Here is an 18764-nt window from a genome sequence, read left to right as displayed (position 1 = left end):
CGCAGGGCTGCCCGGCCCGGCCGTCAGACCAGCCGCCGCGCGGTGGCCCACCGCGTCAGCTCGTGCCGGTTGGACAGCTGGAGCTTCCTCAGCACCGCCGACACATGCGACTCGACCGTCTTCACCGAGATGAAGAGCTGCTTGGCGATCTCCTTGTACGCGTACCCGCGCGCGATGAGCCGCAGCACCTCGCGCTCGCGCTGCGTGAGGCGGTCCAGGTCCTCGTCGACCGGCGGCGCGTCGGTCGACGCGAAGGCGTCGAGGACGAACCCGGCGAGGCGCGGCGAGAAGACCGCGTCGCCGTCCTGCACACGGAAGATGGAGTCCACCAGGTCGGTGCCGGTGATCGTCTTGGTGACATAGCCGCGGGCACCGCCACGGATGACTCCGATGACGTCCTCGGCGGCGTCCGAGACGGAGAGCGCCAGGAACCGCACGGGGCTCTCGGCATCGGACATCAACGGCGCGCAGCGGCGCAGCACTTCGACGCCACCGCCGCCCGGAAGGTGCACGTCGAGCAGCACGACCTCGGGACGCGTCGTCGTGATGACCGTGACCGCCTGATCGACGTCGGCGGCCTCGCCGACGACCTCGACACCGGTGATCGCGGTCCTGCCGATCTCCGCCTGGACTCCCGTACGGAACATCCGGTGATCGTCGACGAGGACGACGCGTGCACGGCGACCCTCCTGGTCACCGCCGGCAGCGACACCGGCCGCACCGGCCGTCTCTTCGGCGGGCCGATCCGCCCCGGCCGGCGTGCCCGGCTCGGCCGCGCCTTCCGACCCGCCCCTGGTCCCCACGGGCTCGCTCGCGTCGCTCATGTCGTCGCCGTCCTCTCCATCTCCAGCTCGACTTCCGTGCCGCCCCCCGGCACCGCGCGCAGCCGCGCCGTGCCGCCGTTGCGCTGCATACGGCCGATGATCGATTCTCGTACGCCCATGCGGTCGTCCGGCACGGAATCCAGATCGAAGCCGGGCCCACGGTCCCGGACGGACACGAACACCGTCTCCCCCTCGACTTCGGCGAAGACCTGCACAGCGCCGCCCTCGCCACCGTACTTGGCGGCGTTCACCATTGCTTCCCGCGCGGCCTGCGTCTGCGCCGTGAGCCGGTCGTCGAGCGGGCAGTCCCCGACTATGACGACCTCGATGGGGACGCCGTGCTTGTCCTCCACCTCCGCGGCGTCGCGCCGGACCGCTTCGGCGAGAGTGTCGGGCTCGTCAGCCTCGTCCTTGCCCGTGCCCTCCGGTTTGTAGAGCCATTGCCGCAGGTCGCGCTCCTGGGCGCGGGCCAGGCGGCGCACCTCTCCCGCGTTCTCCGCGTTGCGCTGGATCAGGGTCAGGGTGTGCAGGACCGAGTCGTGCACATGCGCGGCGACCTCGGCCCGCTCCTGGGCGCGGATACGCATCAGCCGCTCCTCGGAGAGGTCCTGCATCATGCGCACGAGATAGGGGCCGGCGAGCAGCGCGACGCCGACGAGCACGGCGAGCGCGGCCTGCAGCACGGAGCTGAGGTGCGATGTGGAGCCCTGCAGCACGACGATGCCGCTGACCCCTGCGCCGACGAGCAGCACTCCGGCCCCCGCGCGGGCGATGGTCAGGGTGCGCCTGCGACGGCCGACGGCCATCCAGCGGGCCCGGCGGGCGTTGTCGGCCTGCCGCCAGACCAGGGCGACACCGGCGGCGACGAGCAGTGTGGGCCAGAGATAGGCCTTGGTCGAGCTGCCCAGATCCACGTTGCCGACGAAGACCATGGCGACGACGACCATCGCGAGCAGCGCGACGAGCTGACCCTTGTCCGGCTTTCGGGCCACGAGTCTGCGGCGCCCGTCGGCCGCCGTCTCACTGGTGACGGCTGAAGGCGGGCGCTGGGCGTCGACACCGCCGACGCCCAGCGGCACGAAGAACCAGAACGCCGCGTACAGCAGCGCCCCGAGCCCGTCCGCCATGAACAGTCCGGCGAATATCAGCCGCACCCAGATGACGGGCAGCCCGAGATGACCGGCGAGGCCGCGAGCGACACCGCCGAGCCAACGACCGTCACCGCTGCGATAGAGCTTTCGCAGCGGCCGCTCGTCTTCGATGGATCCTGTCGCGGCTTCCGGCATGTCTCCGATATTCACACGCGTACGCGGGCGCGGGCATCAGGGTCGACCCCCGAGACGTCCCTGATCTCCGACCCGGACGGCCGGGGCGCGGCGGTCGGGGCAGGGGCGTGTCAGGGGTGATCTCAGGGTTCGTCCAGGGTTGTCCCGACTGCCGCGGCGGCCCCCCGCCCGTCACCATGGACACATGACAGACGAGCAGCCCGCCGGGACGGGCCCGCAGGCCGCGCCGTGCGATCCCCTCACCGCCACGGCGCAGGAGCCGGGCGGGCCGATGGTCGTGCGGGCCTTCCGCCGCGACCGACGGCACAAAAAGCTGGGCGGCGTGTGCGCGGGGCTCGGTCAGCACTGCGACATGGACCCGGTCATCTTCCGGATCGGGCTCGCGATCCTCTCCGTCACCAGCGGGCTCGGACTTGTCTTCTACGGCTTCGCCTGGCTGTTCGTCCCCTTCGAGGACGAGGAGGAGAACGAGGCGCGCAGGCTCCTCTCCGGCCGGGTGGACGGCCAGGCCCTGACCGCCGTGCTCTTCGCGCTCGTCGGCTGCGGCGTCTTTCTTTCCTTGCTGAACAACGGCGGGGCGCTCACCTTCGCCGCGGTCCTCGCGCTGCTCCTGGCGGGCGCGGGGTACTGGTCGCAGCAGCGGGGCACGACCGACCCCGACCCGGTGGCGGCCCAGGCCGTGGCGGATGCCCCGCCCGAGGCGAAGGCGCCGCCGGTGGCCGGTGCTCCTTCGTGGTGGCGGGACCCGATCATCAAGGACGGCACGCACGACGGAATCTCGGGCTATTTCTGGGGGCCCGAGGGAGTGGCCGTCGAGTATCGGCCCGACCCCCCGCACGGGCGGATACCGCAGCGGGCGCCCACGCCTGCCCCGCGGCCCAAGCCGCGCGGTCCGCGCTGGATCGGCGGCTTCGTCTTCCTGGGAGCGCTGCTCGCCGGCGGTCTCGGCACCGGCCTCACCTGGGAGGAGCAGTCGCTCGGCACCAGCCTGCAGACCGGCCTCGCCCTCGCGCTCGCCGTGTTCGGCCTGGGCATCGCTCTCAGCGCCTTCCTCGGGCGCACCGGAGTGGGCTCGATCGTGCTCGCGGTGATCACGGCCGGGCTGCTCGCCGGCTCGGCCGCACTGCCCAAGGACATCAGCACCAGCTGGGCTGAGACCCAGTGGCGACCGGCCTCGGCGGAACAGGTCAGGCCCCGGTACGAACTGGGGACGGGCATCGGAACACTCGACCTGACCCGCGCCGGCCCCGGCAAGGGCCGGACGCTCAGCACCAGTGCCGAGGTGGGAGCGGGGCAGCTGAAGGTGATCGTGCCGAAGGGCGGCACGGTGAAGCTGGACATCGAAGTGGGCGTCGGCGACATCCAATTGCCGGACGATCGCAAGGGGGACGTGGACATCGCTCCGGGCAAGGAGGAGTCGGTGACACTGGACCGGCCCTCGGGCAGCAAGGACGACGGCACGCTCGAGGTGCGTGCCGAGGTAGGCATCGGACAGGTGGAGGTGACCCGTGCTACGTCATGAGTTCCATCCCGGCAAGCTGGTCCTGGGCCTGTTCCTGCTGATAGCGGCCATCGCCTACGCGGGCGACGCGGGCGGCATCTGGGACACACCGTGGTTCGTGGCGTTCCCGCTGCTCCTTGCGGGTCTGCTGCTCGGAGGCGCGGCGGCGGCCGTGTCCTACGGCATACGCGGCCGCCCTGCCGCTCGCCCCGGACGGCCTACCGACCGCACGCCGGACCGCTCGGCGGACGACTCCACGGACGCCTAACCGACCCGGCTACGCCCCGCCCGAGCAGCTCAGTCGAGTCCCGCACTGTGCCTGCGCCGGTTCGCGATCATCGCGTCGATCGAGAAGACGGCGGCCCCGGCGAGGATCAGCGGGAGCCACGCCATCAGATAGGCCAGGTCGTTGCCGTAGTAGTAGGGCTCGGTGGACCAGCTCACGGTCAGCCAGAGGCTGAGCGAGATCAGCGCACCGCCGAGCGCGGCGATCCGGGCGAACAGGCCGACGAGGGTCCCGATGCCGACGGCCAGCTCACCGAGGGCGATGGCGTAGCCGAAGCCGACGGGGTTCTTCAGGGAGAGGTCGACGAGCCCCGGGAAGGCGGAGATGTCGCGGACGCCTTCCATCATCTCGCCGATGGATCCCGCGCCACTGGCGGACATGAAGGCGCCGTCGGTGAGCTTGTCCAGACCGGCGTAGACGAAGGTGACGCCGAGGAAGATCCGGAGCGGGAGCAGGGCGTACCGGGAAGCGCTCTCCCGCCAGCCGCTGCTTCTGACGTAGCTGGTGTGGCTTTCGGTGCGCATGCCGTGAGCCATAGCTCTCGCCGCCTCTCCCGTTGACCCGCTTCGCCCATGAACCCGTCATCTGACGATACGTACGAACAGGGGGGCCTGCTCAGTGGCTTGCACCGAATTCGCGAGGACCGGTCCGACACAGGGCCGGGGCACTCAGTCCGTCACGTCGATCGCACAGCGGTTCGTCTCCACGCCGGCGGCCGTGATCACCTGCACGTCGACGCGCCCGGGCTCCACGTCGACCGGGACGGGGACGGTCAGGGCCGCGTCGGTCGGGTTGGTGAATCCGCCCGGCACGGGGACGAGCGGCACATGGACGTGCACGGTCCCGATGCGAACGACCATACGGGCGAGGCGATCGGCGGTCTGCGCGCCGGGCGGCACGAATCCGGCACCCCGGATCTCGATGTCGTCGCCCGTACGGATGGGGCCGTCGAGATCGCCGGCCTCGCGGGCGCGCACCACGGAGAGGATCACGGGCCGGCCGCCCTCGGTGTACTTGCCCGTGAGGTATGTCGCCGCCGACACCAGGACGAGGACGGCAAGCCCCCACGGCAGGTCGGGCAGCTGCTCGGGCCGGCGCGCGAGGCGTACGGCGGCGAAGACCATGGCGACGGCGCTGACCAGGACGTACTGCGCGTCCGTGAAGCTGCCGCGGCCCGCGTCGTCGGTGAGCAGATCGGCGGCCCGCGGCCGGTCGGCGGGCACCTTCTGCAGCCGCTGGCCGAGCACCCGCAGGCCCACCACGCGGCGTACGAGCACGGCGACCCCGCAGACCACGGCGAGGACGGTCACGGCGCCGGCGGCGCGGGCGAGATCGAGCCCGGCGATCAGCTCGTCCCGCTCGCGGTGGCCCGAAGCGCCGGCGAGCTCGCCCGCGAGGACGAGCACGGCGAACACGACGAGCAGGACCCAACAGGCAGCCACGGCGCGGGAGGTGGAGAGGCGGTTGTCCTCACCGAGCAGCGGGGCGATGATGCCGCCGCGCGCCCGGTGCGCGTATCCGGCGCCGGTCAGCAGTGCGCCGACGACCACGGCCGCGAGTACTCCCCCGGTCCGGGCGAGGGTCCACCCGGTGCCGATCGCGGTGAGGGCCTGGACCAGGAGCAGTACGCCCACCGCCGCCCAGACGACACTCACGGTGCGCCGCCACAGCAGGCCGAGCCAGGCCTCGCCCTCGGCCCGGCCGCGTTCGGCGACGTCGCGCGCGGACTGGGTCAGCTCGTCCGACACCCACTGCCGGGAAGCGCCCGCCGAGTGGGCGACCGCCGCGGGCAGCCCCTGCCCCGCCGCAAGCTCGTCGCGCTTGGCGAGAAAAGCGGCCACGGCACGCCGATGCCCCACCCGCGCACCGTGCGGGCAGTCGCCGCACGTGCAGCCGCCCCCGTGTGCGCCCTGCCGCGCCTCCTGCACCGCCACCACCTCGTACGCCGCCTTCCCCGCCCTCGTTCGAGCACCGCAACGTGAACTTCCTTGCGATGAAAGGGGATTGTGCCGTACTGGAAGACGATCAAATGCCCGGGGTCAGGTCAGCGAGGGTGAATTCCGCACGCTCGCGTTGACGGCGGAGGCCATCGGCTCAGGCCAGGAGATCCGGTTCGCTGCGGCTGATGTCCTGCCACAGGGACTGGTAGTTGATCCACGCGACGAGATCGCTGCCGAGCTGCTCGCGCGTGGCCACCGCCTGCTTGTGGCCGATGAGGATCGGACGGCCCGCGGCACGCGCGCTCAGCTGGACCTGGCAGGAGCGCTCCATGGTGAGAAACCACCAGGCCGCGGCGTCGACGGAGTCGCCGACGGTGAGCAGCCCGTGGTTGCGCAGGATGACGGCCTTGTGGTCGCCGAGCGCGGTGGCGATCCGCCGTCCCTCGTCCGAGTCGACGACGACACCCGTGTAGCCGTCGTACAGCGCGTGGCTCTCGTAGAAGGCGCAGGACTCCTGGGTGATCGGGTCGAGGAGCTCGCCGAGGGTGGACAGTGCGCGGCCGTGCAGCGAGTGGCAGTGCGCGACGGCGACGACATCGGGCCGCGCCAGGTGCGCCTGCGCGTGGACGGTGAAGGCGGCCTGATTGACGTGGTGGCGGCCCTCGACGACCTGTCCCTGCGCGTTGGCGAGGACCAGATCGCCCACGGTCACGTGCTTGAAGGGCATCCCGAAGGGATTCACCCAGAAGCAGTCCTCGTGCTCGGGGTCCCGCGCGGTGATGTGCCCGGACACCCCGTCCTCGTATCCGAGCCGCCCGAAGATCCGCAGCGCCCCGGCGAGCCGCTCCTTGCGGTAGCGACGTTCGTCGGCCAACGAGTCGTGCACCGGCGGCATCGCGAACTGCAACCGCTCGACGGGTATCGGTGTGGGCGCCTGCATGTGTCCTCCATCCCTGGCTGTACGGAGCGGAAGTTACCGCCGGTCAGCGCAGGAAGACAGGGGTCCCCTGTGAAGAGAGTGCGCATGCGGGGCGCGACGTCGGACAGAAATCGGCGCGCCAAACCGGACGGAAGGTGTCGGGTATCGGCGCGACACTCGCCGTATGACGACGAACTGGGCAGCCTTCAGCGCAGCAGAACCCGACTTCGCGCGGACCGCGGAGAAGCGGTTCGGCCTGTTCACGCATCACGTCCTGGCCACGCTCCGCAAGGACGGATCGCCGCGCACGACCGGGCTGGAGGTCCGCTTCCTGCACGGGGAGTTGTGGCTGGGCATGATGCCGAACTCGATGAAGGCGCTCGATCTGCGCCGCGATCAGCGCTTCTCGGTCCAGGCGAACCCGGGACCGGGCACGGAGATGGCCGGCGGCGACATCCGGATCTCCGGGCGGGCGATCGAGGTCGAGGACCCCGAGGTCATCGCGCGGTACGTGGGCGATGTGAACCCGCCGGACCCGACCGCGTTCCACCTCTTCCGCACGGAGCTGACGGAGGTGGTGCGGACGTACATCGAGGACGAGAAGTACGTCGCGGTGCAGCTGTGGAAGCCGGGGGCGCCGGCGCGGACAACCAGGCGGACATGAGAAAACGCCGGTGCCGCCGCCCTGCTTCGGGGGACGGCGGCACCGGCGTTCGATCCCGGGCCCTCAGCGGGCCACGGGGACTACTCCCGCTCACACGGGGGTTACTCCCACTCGATGGTGCCCGGCGGCTTGCTCGTCACGTCCAGGACCACGCGGTTCACGTCGGCGACCTCGTTCGTGATGCGCGTCGAGATCTTCGCCAGGACGTCGTATGGCATACGCGTCCAGTCGGCCGTCATGGCGTCCTCGGAGGAGACGGGGCGCAGCACGATCGGGTGGCCGTAGGTCCGGCCGTCGCCCTGCACGCCCACGCTGCGCACGTCCGCGAGCAGCACGACGGGGCACTGCCAGATCTCGCGGTCGAGACCGGCCGCCGTCAGCTCCTCGCGGGCGATCGCGTCGGCCTCACGGAGCAGGTCCAGGCGCTCCTTGGTGACGTCGCCGACGATACGGATACCGAGGCCGGGGCCGGGGAAGGGCTGGCGCTGGACGATCTCTTCCGGCAGGCCGAGCTCCTGCCCGACCATCCGCACCTCGTCCTTGAAGAGCTGGCGCAGCGGCTCGATCAGCTGGAACTCGATGTCCTCGGGGAGGCCGCCCACGTTGTGGTGGGACTTGATGTTCGCGGTGCCGGTGCCGCCGCCGGACTCGACGACGTCGGGGTAGAGCGTGCCCTGGACCAGGAACTCGACGGGCTGGTCGCCGGGCGCCTCGGCGACGATCTCCGCCTGGGCCTGCTCGAAGACGCGGATGAACTCGCGGCCGATGATCTTCCGCTTCTGCTCGGGGTCCGAGACCCCGGCGAGCGCGGTCAGGAAGCGTTCCTGCGCGTCGACGACCTTGAGCTTGACGCCCGTGGCCGCGACGAAGTCCTTCTCGACCTGCTCGGTCTCGCCCTTGCGCATCAGGCCGTGGTCGACATAGACGCAGGTCAGCTGCGAACCGATGGCCTTCTGTACGAGGGCGGCGGCCACGGCGGAGTCGACGCCGCCGGACAGACCGCAGATCGCGCGCTTGGTGCCGACCTGCTCGCGGATCGCGGCGAGCTGCTCCTCGACGATGTTGCCGGTGGTCCAGTCGGGCTTCAGGCCTGCTCCCCGGTAGAGGAAGTGCTCGAGGACCTGCTGGCCGTGCGTGGTGTGCATGACCTCTGGGTGGTACTGCACTCCGTACAGCTTCTTCTCGTCGTTCTCGAAGGCCGCGACCGGCACGACGTCCGTGGACGCGGTGACGGAGAAGCCCTCGGGCGCCGCGCTGCACGCGTCGCCGTGCGACATCCACACCGGCTGCTCGGACGGAGTGCCCTCGAAGAGCGTCGAGCCGGGCTTGGAGACGGCCAGGGGCGTGCGGCCGTACTCACGCGCGCCCGTGTTGTCGACGGTGCCGCCGAGGGTGATCGCCATCAGCTGGAAGCCGTAGCACATGCCGAAGACGGGGACCCCGGCCTCGAAGATCGCGCGGTCCAGGCGCGGGGCCTCGTCCGCGTACACCGACGAGGGGCCGCCGGAGAGGATGATCGCGGCGGGCTTCTTCGCGAGCATCTCGGCGACCGGCATGGTGCTCGGCACGATCTCGCTGTAGACCCGGGCCTCGCGGACGCGGCGGGCGATGAGCTGGGCGTACTGCGCTCCGAAGTCGACGACCAGAACGGTGTCGGGGGCGGCGGCAGCGGGGGACGCTGATGGCACGGCGGCGGCCTTCCGGCGTTGAGCTTGAGCTTGCGCGTGAGCTGGGGCTCGTGCGTGAAGCAGGGGTCTGTTTTGTCGATTCTAACGGGCCCGCGGACACCCCCTTCGTCGCATCCGACGGAGCCCGGTTCCGCTCACGGTCCGCGCACGCGGCGGCGCGGGGCGTCTCAGCATCCGAGCCGCGCCGGAGCCCGTGTTGACCGCCCACGCGCGCCTAGGGGCATACTGACTCCGTGACCAAGCACCTCAACTTCCTCTTTACCTATGGCAACCGGCCCGCCGGCTGCCATGGTCGAGCTGCTTGATCCACTGACAAGCGACTTCCCAGGCGCCCCGGGCCGACAAGGCCCGGGGCGTTCTGTCGTTTCCGGACCTTGTCGCCCCGGGGCACTCCACCGAAATCCGAGATCCCGGATTCGCATCCCACGAGGAGCCCCAGATGACCATCGCCACGACCGACAAGACCGGCGCCCGCACCCCCGAGGCCGCCGACGTGATCGAGGGCGCGCGCGACCGTATCGACGCACTCGACGACCGCATCATCGGTCTCGTACAGGAACGGATGGCCGTGTCGGCCGTCATTCAGGAGGCCCGGATCGGCTCCGGCGGCCGGCGCGTCAACCTCTCCCGCGAGATGGAGGTGCTCGGCCACTACAGGGACGCGCTCGGCAAGCCCGGCACGTCGCTCGCGATGACGCTCCTCGAGCTGTGCAGGGGCCGGGTCTGAACCCTGCTGGTCGCGCCACGGGTTCCACCGGATCTGAGTTCGGGTCCGCTCTCACCCGTACGGCGCGTGACCGGGCCCGGAGGGGCTTCGTTGGTCCCGATGTCCGTGCCAGCCAGGGGCGGGCACGGAAAAACCACGCGTGGCTCCGCTGGAGCGATGAGGCACACCTCGTGTGTGCCGTGGGACCTCGCTCCAGAGACGTGACCGGACGGCAGGGGACAGCATGCCCGGTCACCCAGGGAACGGTCGGCTTCGGGGACGCCCGGAGCCGACCGGCCTCCGTCCCCCGAAACGCCCCAACCGGGCCGTCCCCAACCGGCCGTCCCCGATCGGCCGCCCCCAGCCGCTCCCGAACGCCCCCCAAGCGCCCCCCACCGTTTGCACGTCCCCAGTCCCTCGGCTCTCCGGCTTTCCCGTCCCCGCGGAACGCCCCAGCTGTCCCTGTTCGTCTGGATCACGTCGAACCGGTTGCGCGGGTCACGGCGCATCCAGCACGATGCCTAGCAGGACGGGCCGCAAGCGCGGCAGTGCACAACTCAATTGCCATTGGTCGAGACCACTAGTGCGCCCCCCGTGCGCCGGGGCGGCCACCAGCGCCCTCCCGACTCGCGGCGCACTCCCCCGGCGCCGCTCCGCGGCACCGACGCTGCCCTGACGTCGGTGCTGACAGCCAAAGGGCCCCGCGGATCCGTCCCGCGGGGCCCTTCGGTCTGCCGTGACCTTCCTGCCGTGCCTGCTTCCTGAGGCCGCAGCCGGACGTCTTCGTGCCCTGCCTACTTCGCTTTCGCCACCTTTGCCAGCTTCGCGAGCTGCGCGTCGACGATCGCGTCCTCCACCTCCGGGTCGGCCGCGTTTCCGCCCTCGTCCGCCCCGGCCGCCTTCGGATCGAAGACATTCACGGCGCGGAAAGCGATCACCGTCGAGCCGCTGCGTACGACCGAGACGCGGTGCCGCTCGAGGAACTCGTCGGCACGGTTCGCGAGCTTGTACGAGACGGCCTCGTCGCCGCTGACGGGCGCGGGCTGCGGCCTGGCACCGAAGTAGCGGTGACTGCCGCCCCCGAACGTGGCGCACTTCTTCGACTTCGTCGCCGTACGGAGCGTGTCCATGGTCTTCTCGGCGTCGGCCCGGTCGTACGCGAACAGCACGACCTCGGTCATCGTGGTGTTCGCGGTGTCGGTGCCGCTCAGCGTGCGGCTGACGTGGGCCTTCGACTTCCGCGGGGCGGTGGCGTCGAGCCACTCCGACAGCGGGCGGCAATCGGCCGGGGTCGCGCGTCCTTCCCCCGCCGTCTTGTCGGGCGCCTCCTCGACCTCGTACTTCTTGACGTCGCCCGAGGCGAGGGCCGCCTTCTGCAGCTTCGCGACGGTGGACGACGCATCGGGGGCCTGCGCGGACTTCGACGGCTTCCCGTCGCCGTTGCCGGCGCCGTCCCCCTTACCGCCGCCGCTCCCGCTGCACCCCGCCGCAAGACCGAGCACCGCCACCACTGAAACAGCCACCACGCCACGCGACACAGCTGACTTCACGTCCCCGCACCCCCACTTTCGTCCTGCGTCATGCGGAGTCACCCGCACCCCTCCTACGACGGAAGATCGTTACGGGCGGTTCCCGCCGGGGCCGCACGTCACCCTTCCGCGCGTACCGAAGGCTCCCGCTACAGCCAGAACCAGAAACGGAACGGGCTCAGGAGCACGATCGCCAGCACCATGCCGCCCACCACGATCACCACGCTCCACACCCGGCGGCCGCGCTCCGAACGTCCGTTGCGCTGCGGCCCGGTCGGCGCGGACCGCCACTCGTCCGGCCGCCACGCCCCGGACGTGCCCTCCCCCTTCGCCGCCTTGCGCTTCCTGCGCCTGCGGCCAAGCGCACGCGACTCCGCGGCCTGCCGGACCGCCGCCTCCTCGTCGAGACGCCGCAGCCGCTCGGCCACCATGCGCGCCCGCGCGGACGGCTCCTTCGGCGCGGAGGAACGGATGTCGCGCAGGCTGTCGCGCTCGAACCGCTCCCACACCTCGTCCGGCAAGCGGTCGGGTATCTCCTCCGGTATTCGGTCCGATTTCTCGTCCGGCTCCGCCACGACGCCCCCTCCTGATGCCCCTCGCTCCCGGCGGATCACCGTAGAGCGGAGGAATTTCTACGGCACCCGGCAATGACGGCACAAGCCGTGTGATCCAAGCCACATAAGAATTCTGTGAGTTAAAGGACAACCATTCACAGCCGACGCAGGTCATGCATGCGTAACAACGGCCACACCCGCGTCCCCACCGCGGAGGCCTCCACCTCCGTATCGCCCACCAGGTGGTACGCCGGACTGACCGAGGTCTTCATGAAGCTCCGCCGTGTCATGGCCGCTGCGGCCGCGACCGCCGCCATAGCCCCGATCGCGCTGCTTTCGGCCCCTGCCGCCTTCGCGACCGACGAACCCACCACTGCGCCTCCGAGCTCGACGGCCCCGGGGACGACCCCGCCGGCCGAGACGACGACCCCGCCGGCCCAGACCACGCCGCCCGCCGAGACGACGACCCCGCCGGCCCAGACCACGCCGCCGGCCGAGACGACGACCCCGCCCGCCGAGACGACGACCCCGCCGGCCGAGACGGAGGAGCCGACCGACGAGCCCTCCGAAGAGCCCACCGAGTGCGCGGTCGACGAGGACGGCAACGACGTCGACTCGAAGCTGGAGCTCGGCATCTCGGGTCTGCCCGGCAAGATCGTCGCGGGCAGCGGCTGGCACCAGTTCAAGCTGACCGCCGCCAACCCGACCGACGAGGACCTCGGCGAGGTCCAGTGGCTCGCCGCCGTGAACAACTTCACGGACAGCGAGAAGGAGAAGGACTGGCTCGCCAACTACGCGCAGATCCAGTACTTCGACCCCGAGACCAAGGCCTGGGAGTCCATCGCGGACGAGGTCACGGGCGGCCTCTACTTCGGCACCACCGAGCTCGGTGCCAAGGAGAAGGTCGACATCAAGCTGCGCCTCAACATCAGCGCCAAGGCCCCGGCCGGTGACGGCTACGCGCTCGGCCTCGGCGGCTACCTCGACTCCGAGCAGAACTGCGTGCACGAGTCGTTCTCGTTCTACGAGTTCACCGTCCTGAAGGCCGGCAGCTCCAACGAGAACCCCGGCGAGGCCGAGGAGAACGAGGACGGCAAGAAGCCCCAGGGCGGCCAGAAGCCCCAGGGCGGCGCCAACAAGATCCCGACCACCGGCAGCCTCGCCGAGACCGGCTCCAGCTCCGCGCTGCCGACCATCGGCCTCGTCGGCGGTGTCGCCGTCATCGCCGGTGCGGGCGCGGTCTTCGTCGTCCGCCGCAAGAAGGCCGACGCCAACGCGTAAGCACGTGCGTCAGCTCGCCGGTAACGGCACGCCGCTCAGCGGCACCTGAAGCACGCGAAAGGACCTGCGCTCGGAGGGGGGCGCAGGTCCTTTCGCGTATGTACGTGTCGTGGAGCGGGCCGGGGCTACTTCTTGGCCGGCACGGCCGGCATCCCCAGGAAGGGCAGCTTCAGCGCGCCGAACGCGTCCGCCGGTACCGCCGGGGTCTTCGGCTCGACGGCGGCGAGACGCACGTACTGAGCGCCCTGCGCGGGCCGCGTGTCCTCGCCGCCCTTGTTGGGCCAGAACGACATCGCGCGCTCGGCCTGCGCGGTGATCGTCAGGGAGGGGTTCACGCCCAGGTTCGCGGAGACCGCGGCGCCGTCGACGACCGAGATGCCGGGGTGGCCGTAGAGGCGGTGGTAGGGGTCGATGACCCCGGCGTCGGCGGAGTCGCCGATCGGGCAGCCGCCGAGGAAGTGGGCCGTCAGCGGGGTGCCCATCAGCTCTCCGACGTTCGACCCCGCGAAGCCGTTGATCTCCTTGGCGAGCAGTGTCGCGGCCTCGGTGGCCTCGGGGATCTGCGTCGGGTTGGGCGCGCCGTGGCCCTGCCGTGCGGTCAGCAGGCCCTTGCCGATGCCCTTCTCCTTGCGGTACGTGGTCAGGGAGTTGTCGAGCGTCTGCATGACCAGGCCGATGATGGTCCGCTCCGACCAGCGTCGGTTGGAGAGCGACCGCACCATCAGCCAAGGGTGCTTGGCGACGTTGCCGAGCCATCCCGTGACGCGCGCCCTGCCGCCGCCCTTGAGGCTGTACGGCACCTGGAGGATCGTCATGCCGCCCATCGCGTTGGACTTCTTGCCGTAGCGGACCGGCTCGATGTGCGTGGTGGCGTTCGGGTGGATCGACGAGGTGATCGCGACGCCCTTGGTGAAGTCCGCCTTCGCGACCCCGTGCTGCTTGCGGTAGCGGCGGTCGGTGGTCTGTGAGCCGACCAGAGCCTCGGAGTTGGTGCGGGTGAGCGCGCCGAGCTTCCCCGAGATCCGCGGGAGCAGGCCGGTGTCCTTCATGCGGTGCAGGAGCGTCTGCGTGCCGTAGGTGCCCGCGGCGACGACGACGTGGCGCGCCGTGAACGTGCGCCCGTTGCCCTTGCGCTTGCTGTCGGTGGGCAGCGTGGCGACGGCGTACCCGCCCCGCGAGTCGTCGGTGAGGGTGACGACGGACGTCATCGGGTGGATGACGGCGCCCGCCTTCTCCGCCAGGTAGAGGTAGTTCTCGTTGAGGGTGTTCTTCGCTCCGTGCCGGCAGCCCGTCATGCACTCGCCGCACTCGCTGCAGGCCTTGCGGGAGGGGCCCGCGCCGCCGAAGTAGGGGTCGGGAACTTCCTGGCCGGGCTTGGCCGTTGAAGTACCCGAGGCGTCCTGCTCGTCGCCGAAGAAGACGCCCACGGGCGCCATGTGGAAGCTGTCGCCCACTCCCATGGCCTCGGCGGTCGCCTTCAGGTGGACGTCGGACGGAGTCGTGGTCGGGTTGAGCCGCACCCCGAGCATGCGTTTGGCCTGCTCGTAGTAGGGGCCGAGCTCGTCCTGCCAGTCCGTGATGTCCTTCCACTGGGGATCGTTGAAGAACGGCGCGGGGGGTACGTAGAGCGTGTTCGCGTAGTTGAGCGAACCTCCGCCGACGCCCGCCCCCGCGAGCACCATCACGTTGCCCAGCAGATGGATGCGCTGGATGCCGTAGAGGCCGAGGGCCGGTGCCCAGAGGTAGTTCTTGAGGTCCCAGGAGTTCTTCGGGAGCGACTCACGGGTGAAGCGGCGCCCCGCTTCGAGCACGCCGACGCGGTAACCCTTCTCCGTGAGACGCAGGGCGGAGACGGAGCCGCCGAAGCCTGAACCGACGACGATGACGTCGTAGTCGTACGACGCGTCGTCGTAACCGTCCGCCTCGCTGTCCGGCTGTTTCTGGACAGAGCTCTCCTGTGACATTGACTCTCCTCGTTGAGAACTGACCCCTGGAGAAGGGCTCTTGCGACGCCTGCCGACTGACGCCTACCGAAGGCGCAGTGACTTCATGACCTTCAGGCTCAGGCTCATGAATGCCGCGTACTTCTCGTCGTCCATGCCGAAGGACGGCGCGAGCGGCATAAGACGCTGGTGCGCGACGGTCTGCGCCTCGGTGTACTTCAGGATGCCCTCGGAGCCGTGCCTGCGGCCGAGGCCCGAGTCCTTCATGCCGCCCATCGGCGACTGCACGCTGCCGTAGGCGGGCGCGAAGCCCTCGTTCACGTTCACCGTGCCGGTGCGCAGGCGGGCCGCGATCTTGCGGCCACGGCTGCCGTCCTTCGTCCAGACCGAGGAGTTCAGTCCGTACGACGTGGAGTTGGCGAGGTCGACCGCCTCGTTCTCGTCGGTGAAGCGGTAGATGGAGACGACCGGGCCGAAGGTCTCCTCGCCGCACACCGCCATCGGGGACTCGACGCCGTCCAGGATCGTCGGCTCGAAGAAGTACGGGCCGATGTCGGGCCGGGCGACGCCGCCCGCGATCAGCTTGGCGCCCTTGGCGACCGCCTCGTCGACGTGCCGCTTGGTGGTCTCCAGCTGCCGCTCGCCGACCAGCGAGCCCATCTCCGCGCCGTACGCCAGGGAACGGCCGAGGCGCATCGCCTTCGTCCGTGCCGCGAAGCGCTCCACGAACTCCTCCGCGATCGACTCGTGGACGTACAGCCGCTCGATGGATATGCAGAGCTGGCCCGCGGACGAGAAGCAGGCGCGCACCGCGCCGGCCGCCGCCTTGTCGATGTCGGCGTCGTGCAGGACCAGCATGGCGTTCTTGCCGCCGAGTTCGAGCGAGACGCCGACGAGCCGGCCCGCTGCGCCCTGCGCGACCTCGCGGCCGGTGCGCGTGGAGCCGGTGAAGGAGACGTAGTCGGCGTGCTTGACGATCTCCGGTCCGACGACCGGACCGTCCCCGATGACGACCTGGAAGACCTCGGCGGGCAGACCGGCCTCGATGATGAGGTCGCGGGCCCACAGGGCGGTCAGGCAGGTCTCCGTGTCGGGCTTCATCACCAGGGCGTTGCCCGCCACGAGTGCCGGAAGGGCGTCGCCGATGGACAGCTCGAAGGGGTAGTTCCAGGGCGCGATCTGGCCGACCACACCGCGCGGCTGCCGGTTCTCGGTGACCTTCGTGAGGGTCGGTACGACGCCGGTGTGCCGCTTGGGGTTCAGATACGCGGGGGCCTTGCGGCCGTAGTGCCGCGCGGCGACGGCGACCGCCTGCAGCTCCTCGTGCGCGTGCAGCCGGGCCTTGCCGGTCTCCAGCTGGATGAGGTCGAGGACCTCGGCCTGGCGTTGGAGCACCAGGTCGTGGAAGCGGAGCAGGACCGCGGCGCGCTGCCGCACCGGGGTGCGCTCCCAGGCGACCTGGGCCACGCGGGCGCGCCCGAAGGCGGTGGCCACGTCCTCGGGAGTGGACTCGGGCAGGTCGGCCAGCTTCTCGCCGGTGAACGGCGTGTGGTTGGCGGTCCGTCCCGTGCCGATCACGTCCCTGGTGAGCTGGGCGATCAGCTCGGGAGTCACCACGTCGGCGGTGGTGCGCGCGCCGTCGGGAGCGGTGGCTGTCGGGTTGGTTCCGATGGCCGCTGCGGTGGCCTGCGAGTCCGTCATGGTGGTGAGCGTAGGCCCAGGTCAGAGTTTTGGGTACCCGTCGGTAATCAGCTTTCACCGGGCGCACACACCCTGCCAGCGATTGCTGGCGGCAAAGGGCCTGATCAGGGCCTTAGTGGGGCTCCACGCGGAACTCCACGCGGACTCCACGCGGGTCAGAGCTTATCGATCCCCAGGTTTTCGATGGCGGTGCTCGCGACCTGGCGGCCGCGCTCGGTGAAGTCGCCCTTGCCCGGATAGTCGATCCACAGGCGGTACATGTTCCCGGACTCGGTCCGGTAGTAGAAGATCTTCGCCTCGTGCGGCAGCTCGGTCTCCGAGTCGGTGTACTTGACCGTGTTCTCGGCGGCGTCCTTCTCCTTGTACTTGGCGTCCTTCGTCGTTCCCCGCGGAGCGGGATCGCCGGACATGTGACTGAACGAGGTCTCGCCGCTCGCCTTGAAGTCCTCCATGTCGGCGTACGCCTGGGACGCCGCGGACCCGAGGATCTCCTGGGAGGTGTCCGTCTTCTCCGCGAGGTCCAGCGTGATGAAGACGGCGCCGCTGGGGTCGGTGTACCGCACCCAGGTCTTGTTCGTGTCGGTGGGCTCGGGATTGCTCTCCACGTAGTGCTCCGGGGCGGAGACGGTGGCGGCGACCGCCTTCGCCTCGTGCTCCTTCCAGCCCTCGGTGTCCGAGCCCGCGAAGGGATCCACGGCTACGAGCACGCCCGCCGCCACGGCCACGGCTGCCACACCGGCGATGACGGCCAGCGCCTTGCGGCTGAGGAAAACGCCCTTGCCACTGGGCGGAGCACCGGCGGGCGAGGCACCACCGGCGGCCGTGACGAGCTGCGTGGGCGCCGGCTGCGCAGGCCGTGCCGCTTCCTCCAGGAGGGCGCGGACCTGTGCGGCGCGCGGGCGCTGGCCGGGCTCCTTGATCAACAGGCCGTTGATCGCCTGCGCGAGCGGGCCCGAGGCCGAGGCGGGCGCCGCCGGAGTCGCGTTCAGGACGGACTGCAGCGTCGCGGGGGTGTTGTTGCGCCGGAACGGCGAGACGCCCTCCGTGGCGGCGTAGAGGACCACGCCCAGCGACCAGAGGTCCGACGCCGGGCCGGGGCGCTGACCGAGGACCCGCTCCGGGGCGATGAACTCGGGCGAACCGACGAAGCCGCCGGTGTCCGTCAGGTTCGTCTCGCCCTCGATCTGGGCGATGCCGAAGTCGGTGAGGACGACCCGGTCGTGCTGCCCCAGCATCACGTTGTCCGGCTTGACGTCACGGTGCAGGATGCCCGCCTGGTGGGCGGCGTCAAGCGCGCCGAGCACCTCAAGGCCGATGCGGGCGGCGTCGCGGGCGCCCAGGGTGCCCTCCTGGAGCGCGGCGCCGAGCGAGCGGCCCTGGACCAGCTCCATGACGATCCACGGCTGGCCGTCCTCCACCGCCACGTCATGGACGTTGACCACGGCGGGGTGGTCCAGGCGGGCCGCGGCGCGCGCCTCGCGGCGCATCCTCTCGAAGGCGTTGGCGCGCTCGCGCTCGGGCAGGTGGTCGGGGATCCGGGGTTCCTTGACCGCGACCTCGCGGTCCACCGTCTCGTCCTTCGCGCGCCAGACCGTGCCCATGCCGCCGTGGCCGAGCTTGGACAGGAGGCGGTAGCGGCCGGCGACCAGGCGGCCCGTGCCGGGGTCCGGCTGGTTGTGCTGGTCCTGCTGGTTCTGCACCACCCGGGTGGGCTCGGCATACGGAGACGGGGGCGGGCCCGGCGCGGCGGGGTGCTGCGCCCTCTGCTGCTGGGGCGGTTGCTGCAGGGGTGGCTGCGGCTCCCGGGGTGGCTGCTGCTGCGGCGGCTGGAGGTCGAAGCTGGTTGGTTCGTACGGGCCGTAGGAGGCTCCCCCGTCATTGCTCATGGCCACATGCCTACCTTGCCGAAGGCATCCGGTTCCACAGGGGTCACCGACTTGTG

16 protein-coding genes are annotated in these 18764 nt (G+C 70.7%); 5 read left to right on the top strand and 11 right to left on the bottom strand.

Features of this window, described 5'->3' with window-relative positions; translation table 11 throughout:
- Positions 1–23: 23 nt before the first annotated feature.
- Positions 24–824, bottom strand: a complete 801-nt coding sequence (locus ACWFR3_RS12870) for a LuxR C-terminal-related transcriptional regulator (protein WP_453734580.1) — start codon at positions 822–824, stop codon at positions 24–26.
- Positions 821–2110 carry an ATP-binding protein gene (locus tag ACWFR3_RS12865; RefSeq protein WP_453734579.1) on the bottom strand — a complete coding sequence of 430 codons (1290 nt, stop codon included), beginning with the start codon at positions 2108–2110 and terminating at the stop codon, positions 821–823. The genes ACWFR3_RS12870 and ACWFR3_RS12865 overlap by 4 nt, the downstream gene beginning before the upstream one ends.
- Before the next feature lie 184 nt (positions 2111–2294).
- On the opposite strand from ACWFR3_RS12865, the gene ACWFR3_RS12860 reads away from it, so the two are divergent.
- Both ACWFR3_RS12860 and ACWFR3_RS12855 read left to right on the top strand, forming a co-directional pair.
- Positions 2295–3632 carry a PspC domain-containing protein gene (locus ACWFR3_RS12860; protein ID WP_453734578.1) on the top strand — a complete coding sequence of 446 codons (1338 nt, stop codon included), beginning with the start codon at positions 2295–2297 and terminating at the stop codon, positions 3630–3632.
- Positions 3619–3879, top strand: coding sequence for a hypothetical protein (locus ACWFR3_RS12855; RefSeq protein WP_453734577.1), 261 nt, complete (start codon positions 3619–3621; stop codon positions 3877–3879). The genes ACWFR3_RS12860 and ACWFR3_RS12855 overlap by 14 nt, the downstream gene beginning before the upstream one ends.
- A 29-nt stretch (positions 3880–3908) precedes the next feature.
- On the opposite strand, the gene ACWFR3_RS12850 is transcribed toward ACWFR3_RS12855, so the two are convergent.
- The 3 genes from ACWFR3_RS12850 to ACWFR3_RS12840 form a co-directional block, all read right to left on the bottom strand.
- Positions 3909–4433, bottom strand: a complete 525-nt coding sequence (locus ACWFR3_RS12850) for a DoxX family protein (protein WP_453734576.1) — start codon at positions 4431–4433, stop codon at positions 3909–3911.
- Positions 4434–4565: 132 nt separating this feature from the next.
- The gene (locus ACWFR3_RS12845) at positions 4566–5831 is read right to left on the bottom strand and encodes a hypothetical protein (protein WP_453734623.1); all 1266 of its coding nucleotides are present in this window, start codon (positions 5829–5831) and stop codon (positions 4566–4568) included.
- 160 nt (positions 5832–5991) lie between these two features.
- Positions 5992–6777 (bottom strand): class II aldolase/adducin family protein, encoded by a 786-nt coding sequence (locus ACWFR3_RS12840; RefSeq protein ID WP_367044367.1) that lies wholly within the window; start codon positions 6775–6777, stop codon positions 5992–5994.
- A gap of 163 nt (positions 6778–6940) precedes the next feature.
- On the opposite strand from ACWFR3_RS12840, the gene ACWFR3_RS12835 reads away from it, so the two are divergent.
- The gene (locus ACWFR3_RS12835) at positions 6941–7420 is read left to right on the top strand and encodes a pyridoxamine 5'-phosphate oxidase family protein (protein WP_453734575.1); all 480 of its coding nucleotides are present in this window, start codon (positions 6941–6943) and stop codon (positions 7418–7420) included.
- A gap of 101 nt (positions 7421–7521) precedes the next feature.
- Here ACWFR3_RS12835 and guaA read toward each other — a convergent pair whose 3' ends face one another.
- Positions 7522–9108, bottom strand: coding sequence for a glutamine-hydrolyzing GMP synthase (gene guaA / locus ACWFR3_RS12830; RefSeq protein ID WP_453734574.1), 1587 nt, complete (start codon positions 9106–9108; stop codon positions 7522–7524).
- A gap of 439 nt (positions 9109–9547) precedes the next feature.
- On the opposite strand from guaA, the gene ACWFR3_RS12825 reads away from it, so the two are divergent.
- Positions 9548–9835, top strand: a complete 288-nt coding sequence (locus tag ACWFR3_RS12825) for a chorismate mutase (RefSeq protein WP_361389652.1) — start codon at positions 9548–9550, stop codon at positions 9833–9835.
- A 773-nt stretch (positions 9836–10608) separates the two neighbouring features.
- On the opposite strand, the gene ACWFR3_RS12820 is transcribed toward ACWFR3_RS12825, so the two are convergent.
- Both ACWFR3_RS12820 and ACWFR3_RS12815 read right to left on the bottom strand, forming a co-directional pair.
- Positions 10609–11337 (bottom strand): hypothetical protein, encoded by a 729-nt coding sequence (locus ACWFR3_RS12820; protein ID WP_453734573.1) that lies wholly within the window; start codon positions 11335–11337, stop codon positions 10609–10611.
- Between the two features lie 155 nt (positions 11338–11492).
- Complete coding sequence (locus ACWFR3_RS12815; protein WP_453734572.1) at positions 11493–11918, bottom strand: hypothetical protein; 426 nt, start codon at positions 11916–11918, stop codon at positions 11493–11495.
- A gap of 156 nt (positions 11919–12074) precedes the next feature.
- On the opposite strand from ACWFR3_RS12815, the gene ACWFR3_RS12810 reads away from it, so the two are divergent.
- On the top strand, positions 12075–13178 hold the full coding sequence (locus ACWFR3_RS12810) for an LPXTG cell wall anchor domain-containing protein (protein ID WP_453734571.1): 1104 nt from the start codon (positions 12075–12077) through the stop codon (positions 13176–13178).
- Between the two features lie 125 nt (positions 13179–13303).
- Here ACWFR3_RS12810 and ACWFR3_RS12805 read toward each other — a convergent pair whose 3' ends face one another.
- From ACWFR3_RS12805 to ACWFR3_RS12795, 3 genes are all read right to left on the bottom strand, one after another.
- Positions 13304–15142: a GMC oxidoreductase gene (locus tag ACWFR3_RS12805; RefSeq protein ID WP_453734570.1), complete on the bottom strand. Its 1839-nt coding sequence runs from the start codon at positions 15140–15142 to the stop codon at positions 13304–13306.
- A 63-nt stretch (positions 15143–15205) separates the two neighbouring features.
- Positions 15206–16822: a succinic semialdehyde dehydrogenase gene (locus ACWFR3_RS12800; protein ID WP_453734569.1), complete on the bottom strand. Its 1617-nt coding sequence runs from the start codon at positions 16820–16822 to the stop codon at positions 15206–15208.
- A gap of 155 nt (positions 16823–16977) precedes the next feature.
- Complete coding sequence (locus ACWFR3_RS12795) at positions 16978–18708, bottom strand: serine/threonine-protein kinase (RefSeq protein ID WP_453734568.1); 1731 nt, start codon at positions 18706–18708, stop codon at positions 16978–16980.
- Between the last annotated feature and the right edge of the window lie 56 nt (positions 18709–18764).

The sequence above is a fragment of the Streptomyces sp. NPDC055189 genome, assembly GCF_053606765.1.
The sequence above is the reverse complement of the archived record's forward strand: the minus strand, read 5'-3'. Positions and strand labels throughout refer to the sequence as shown.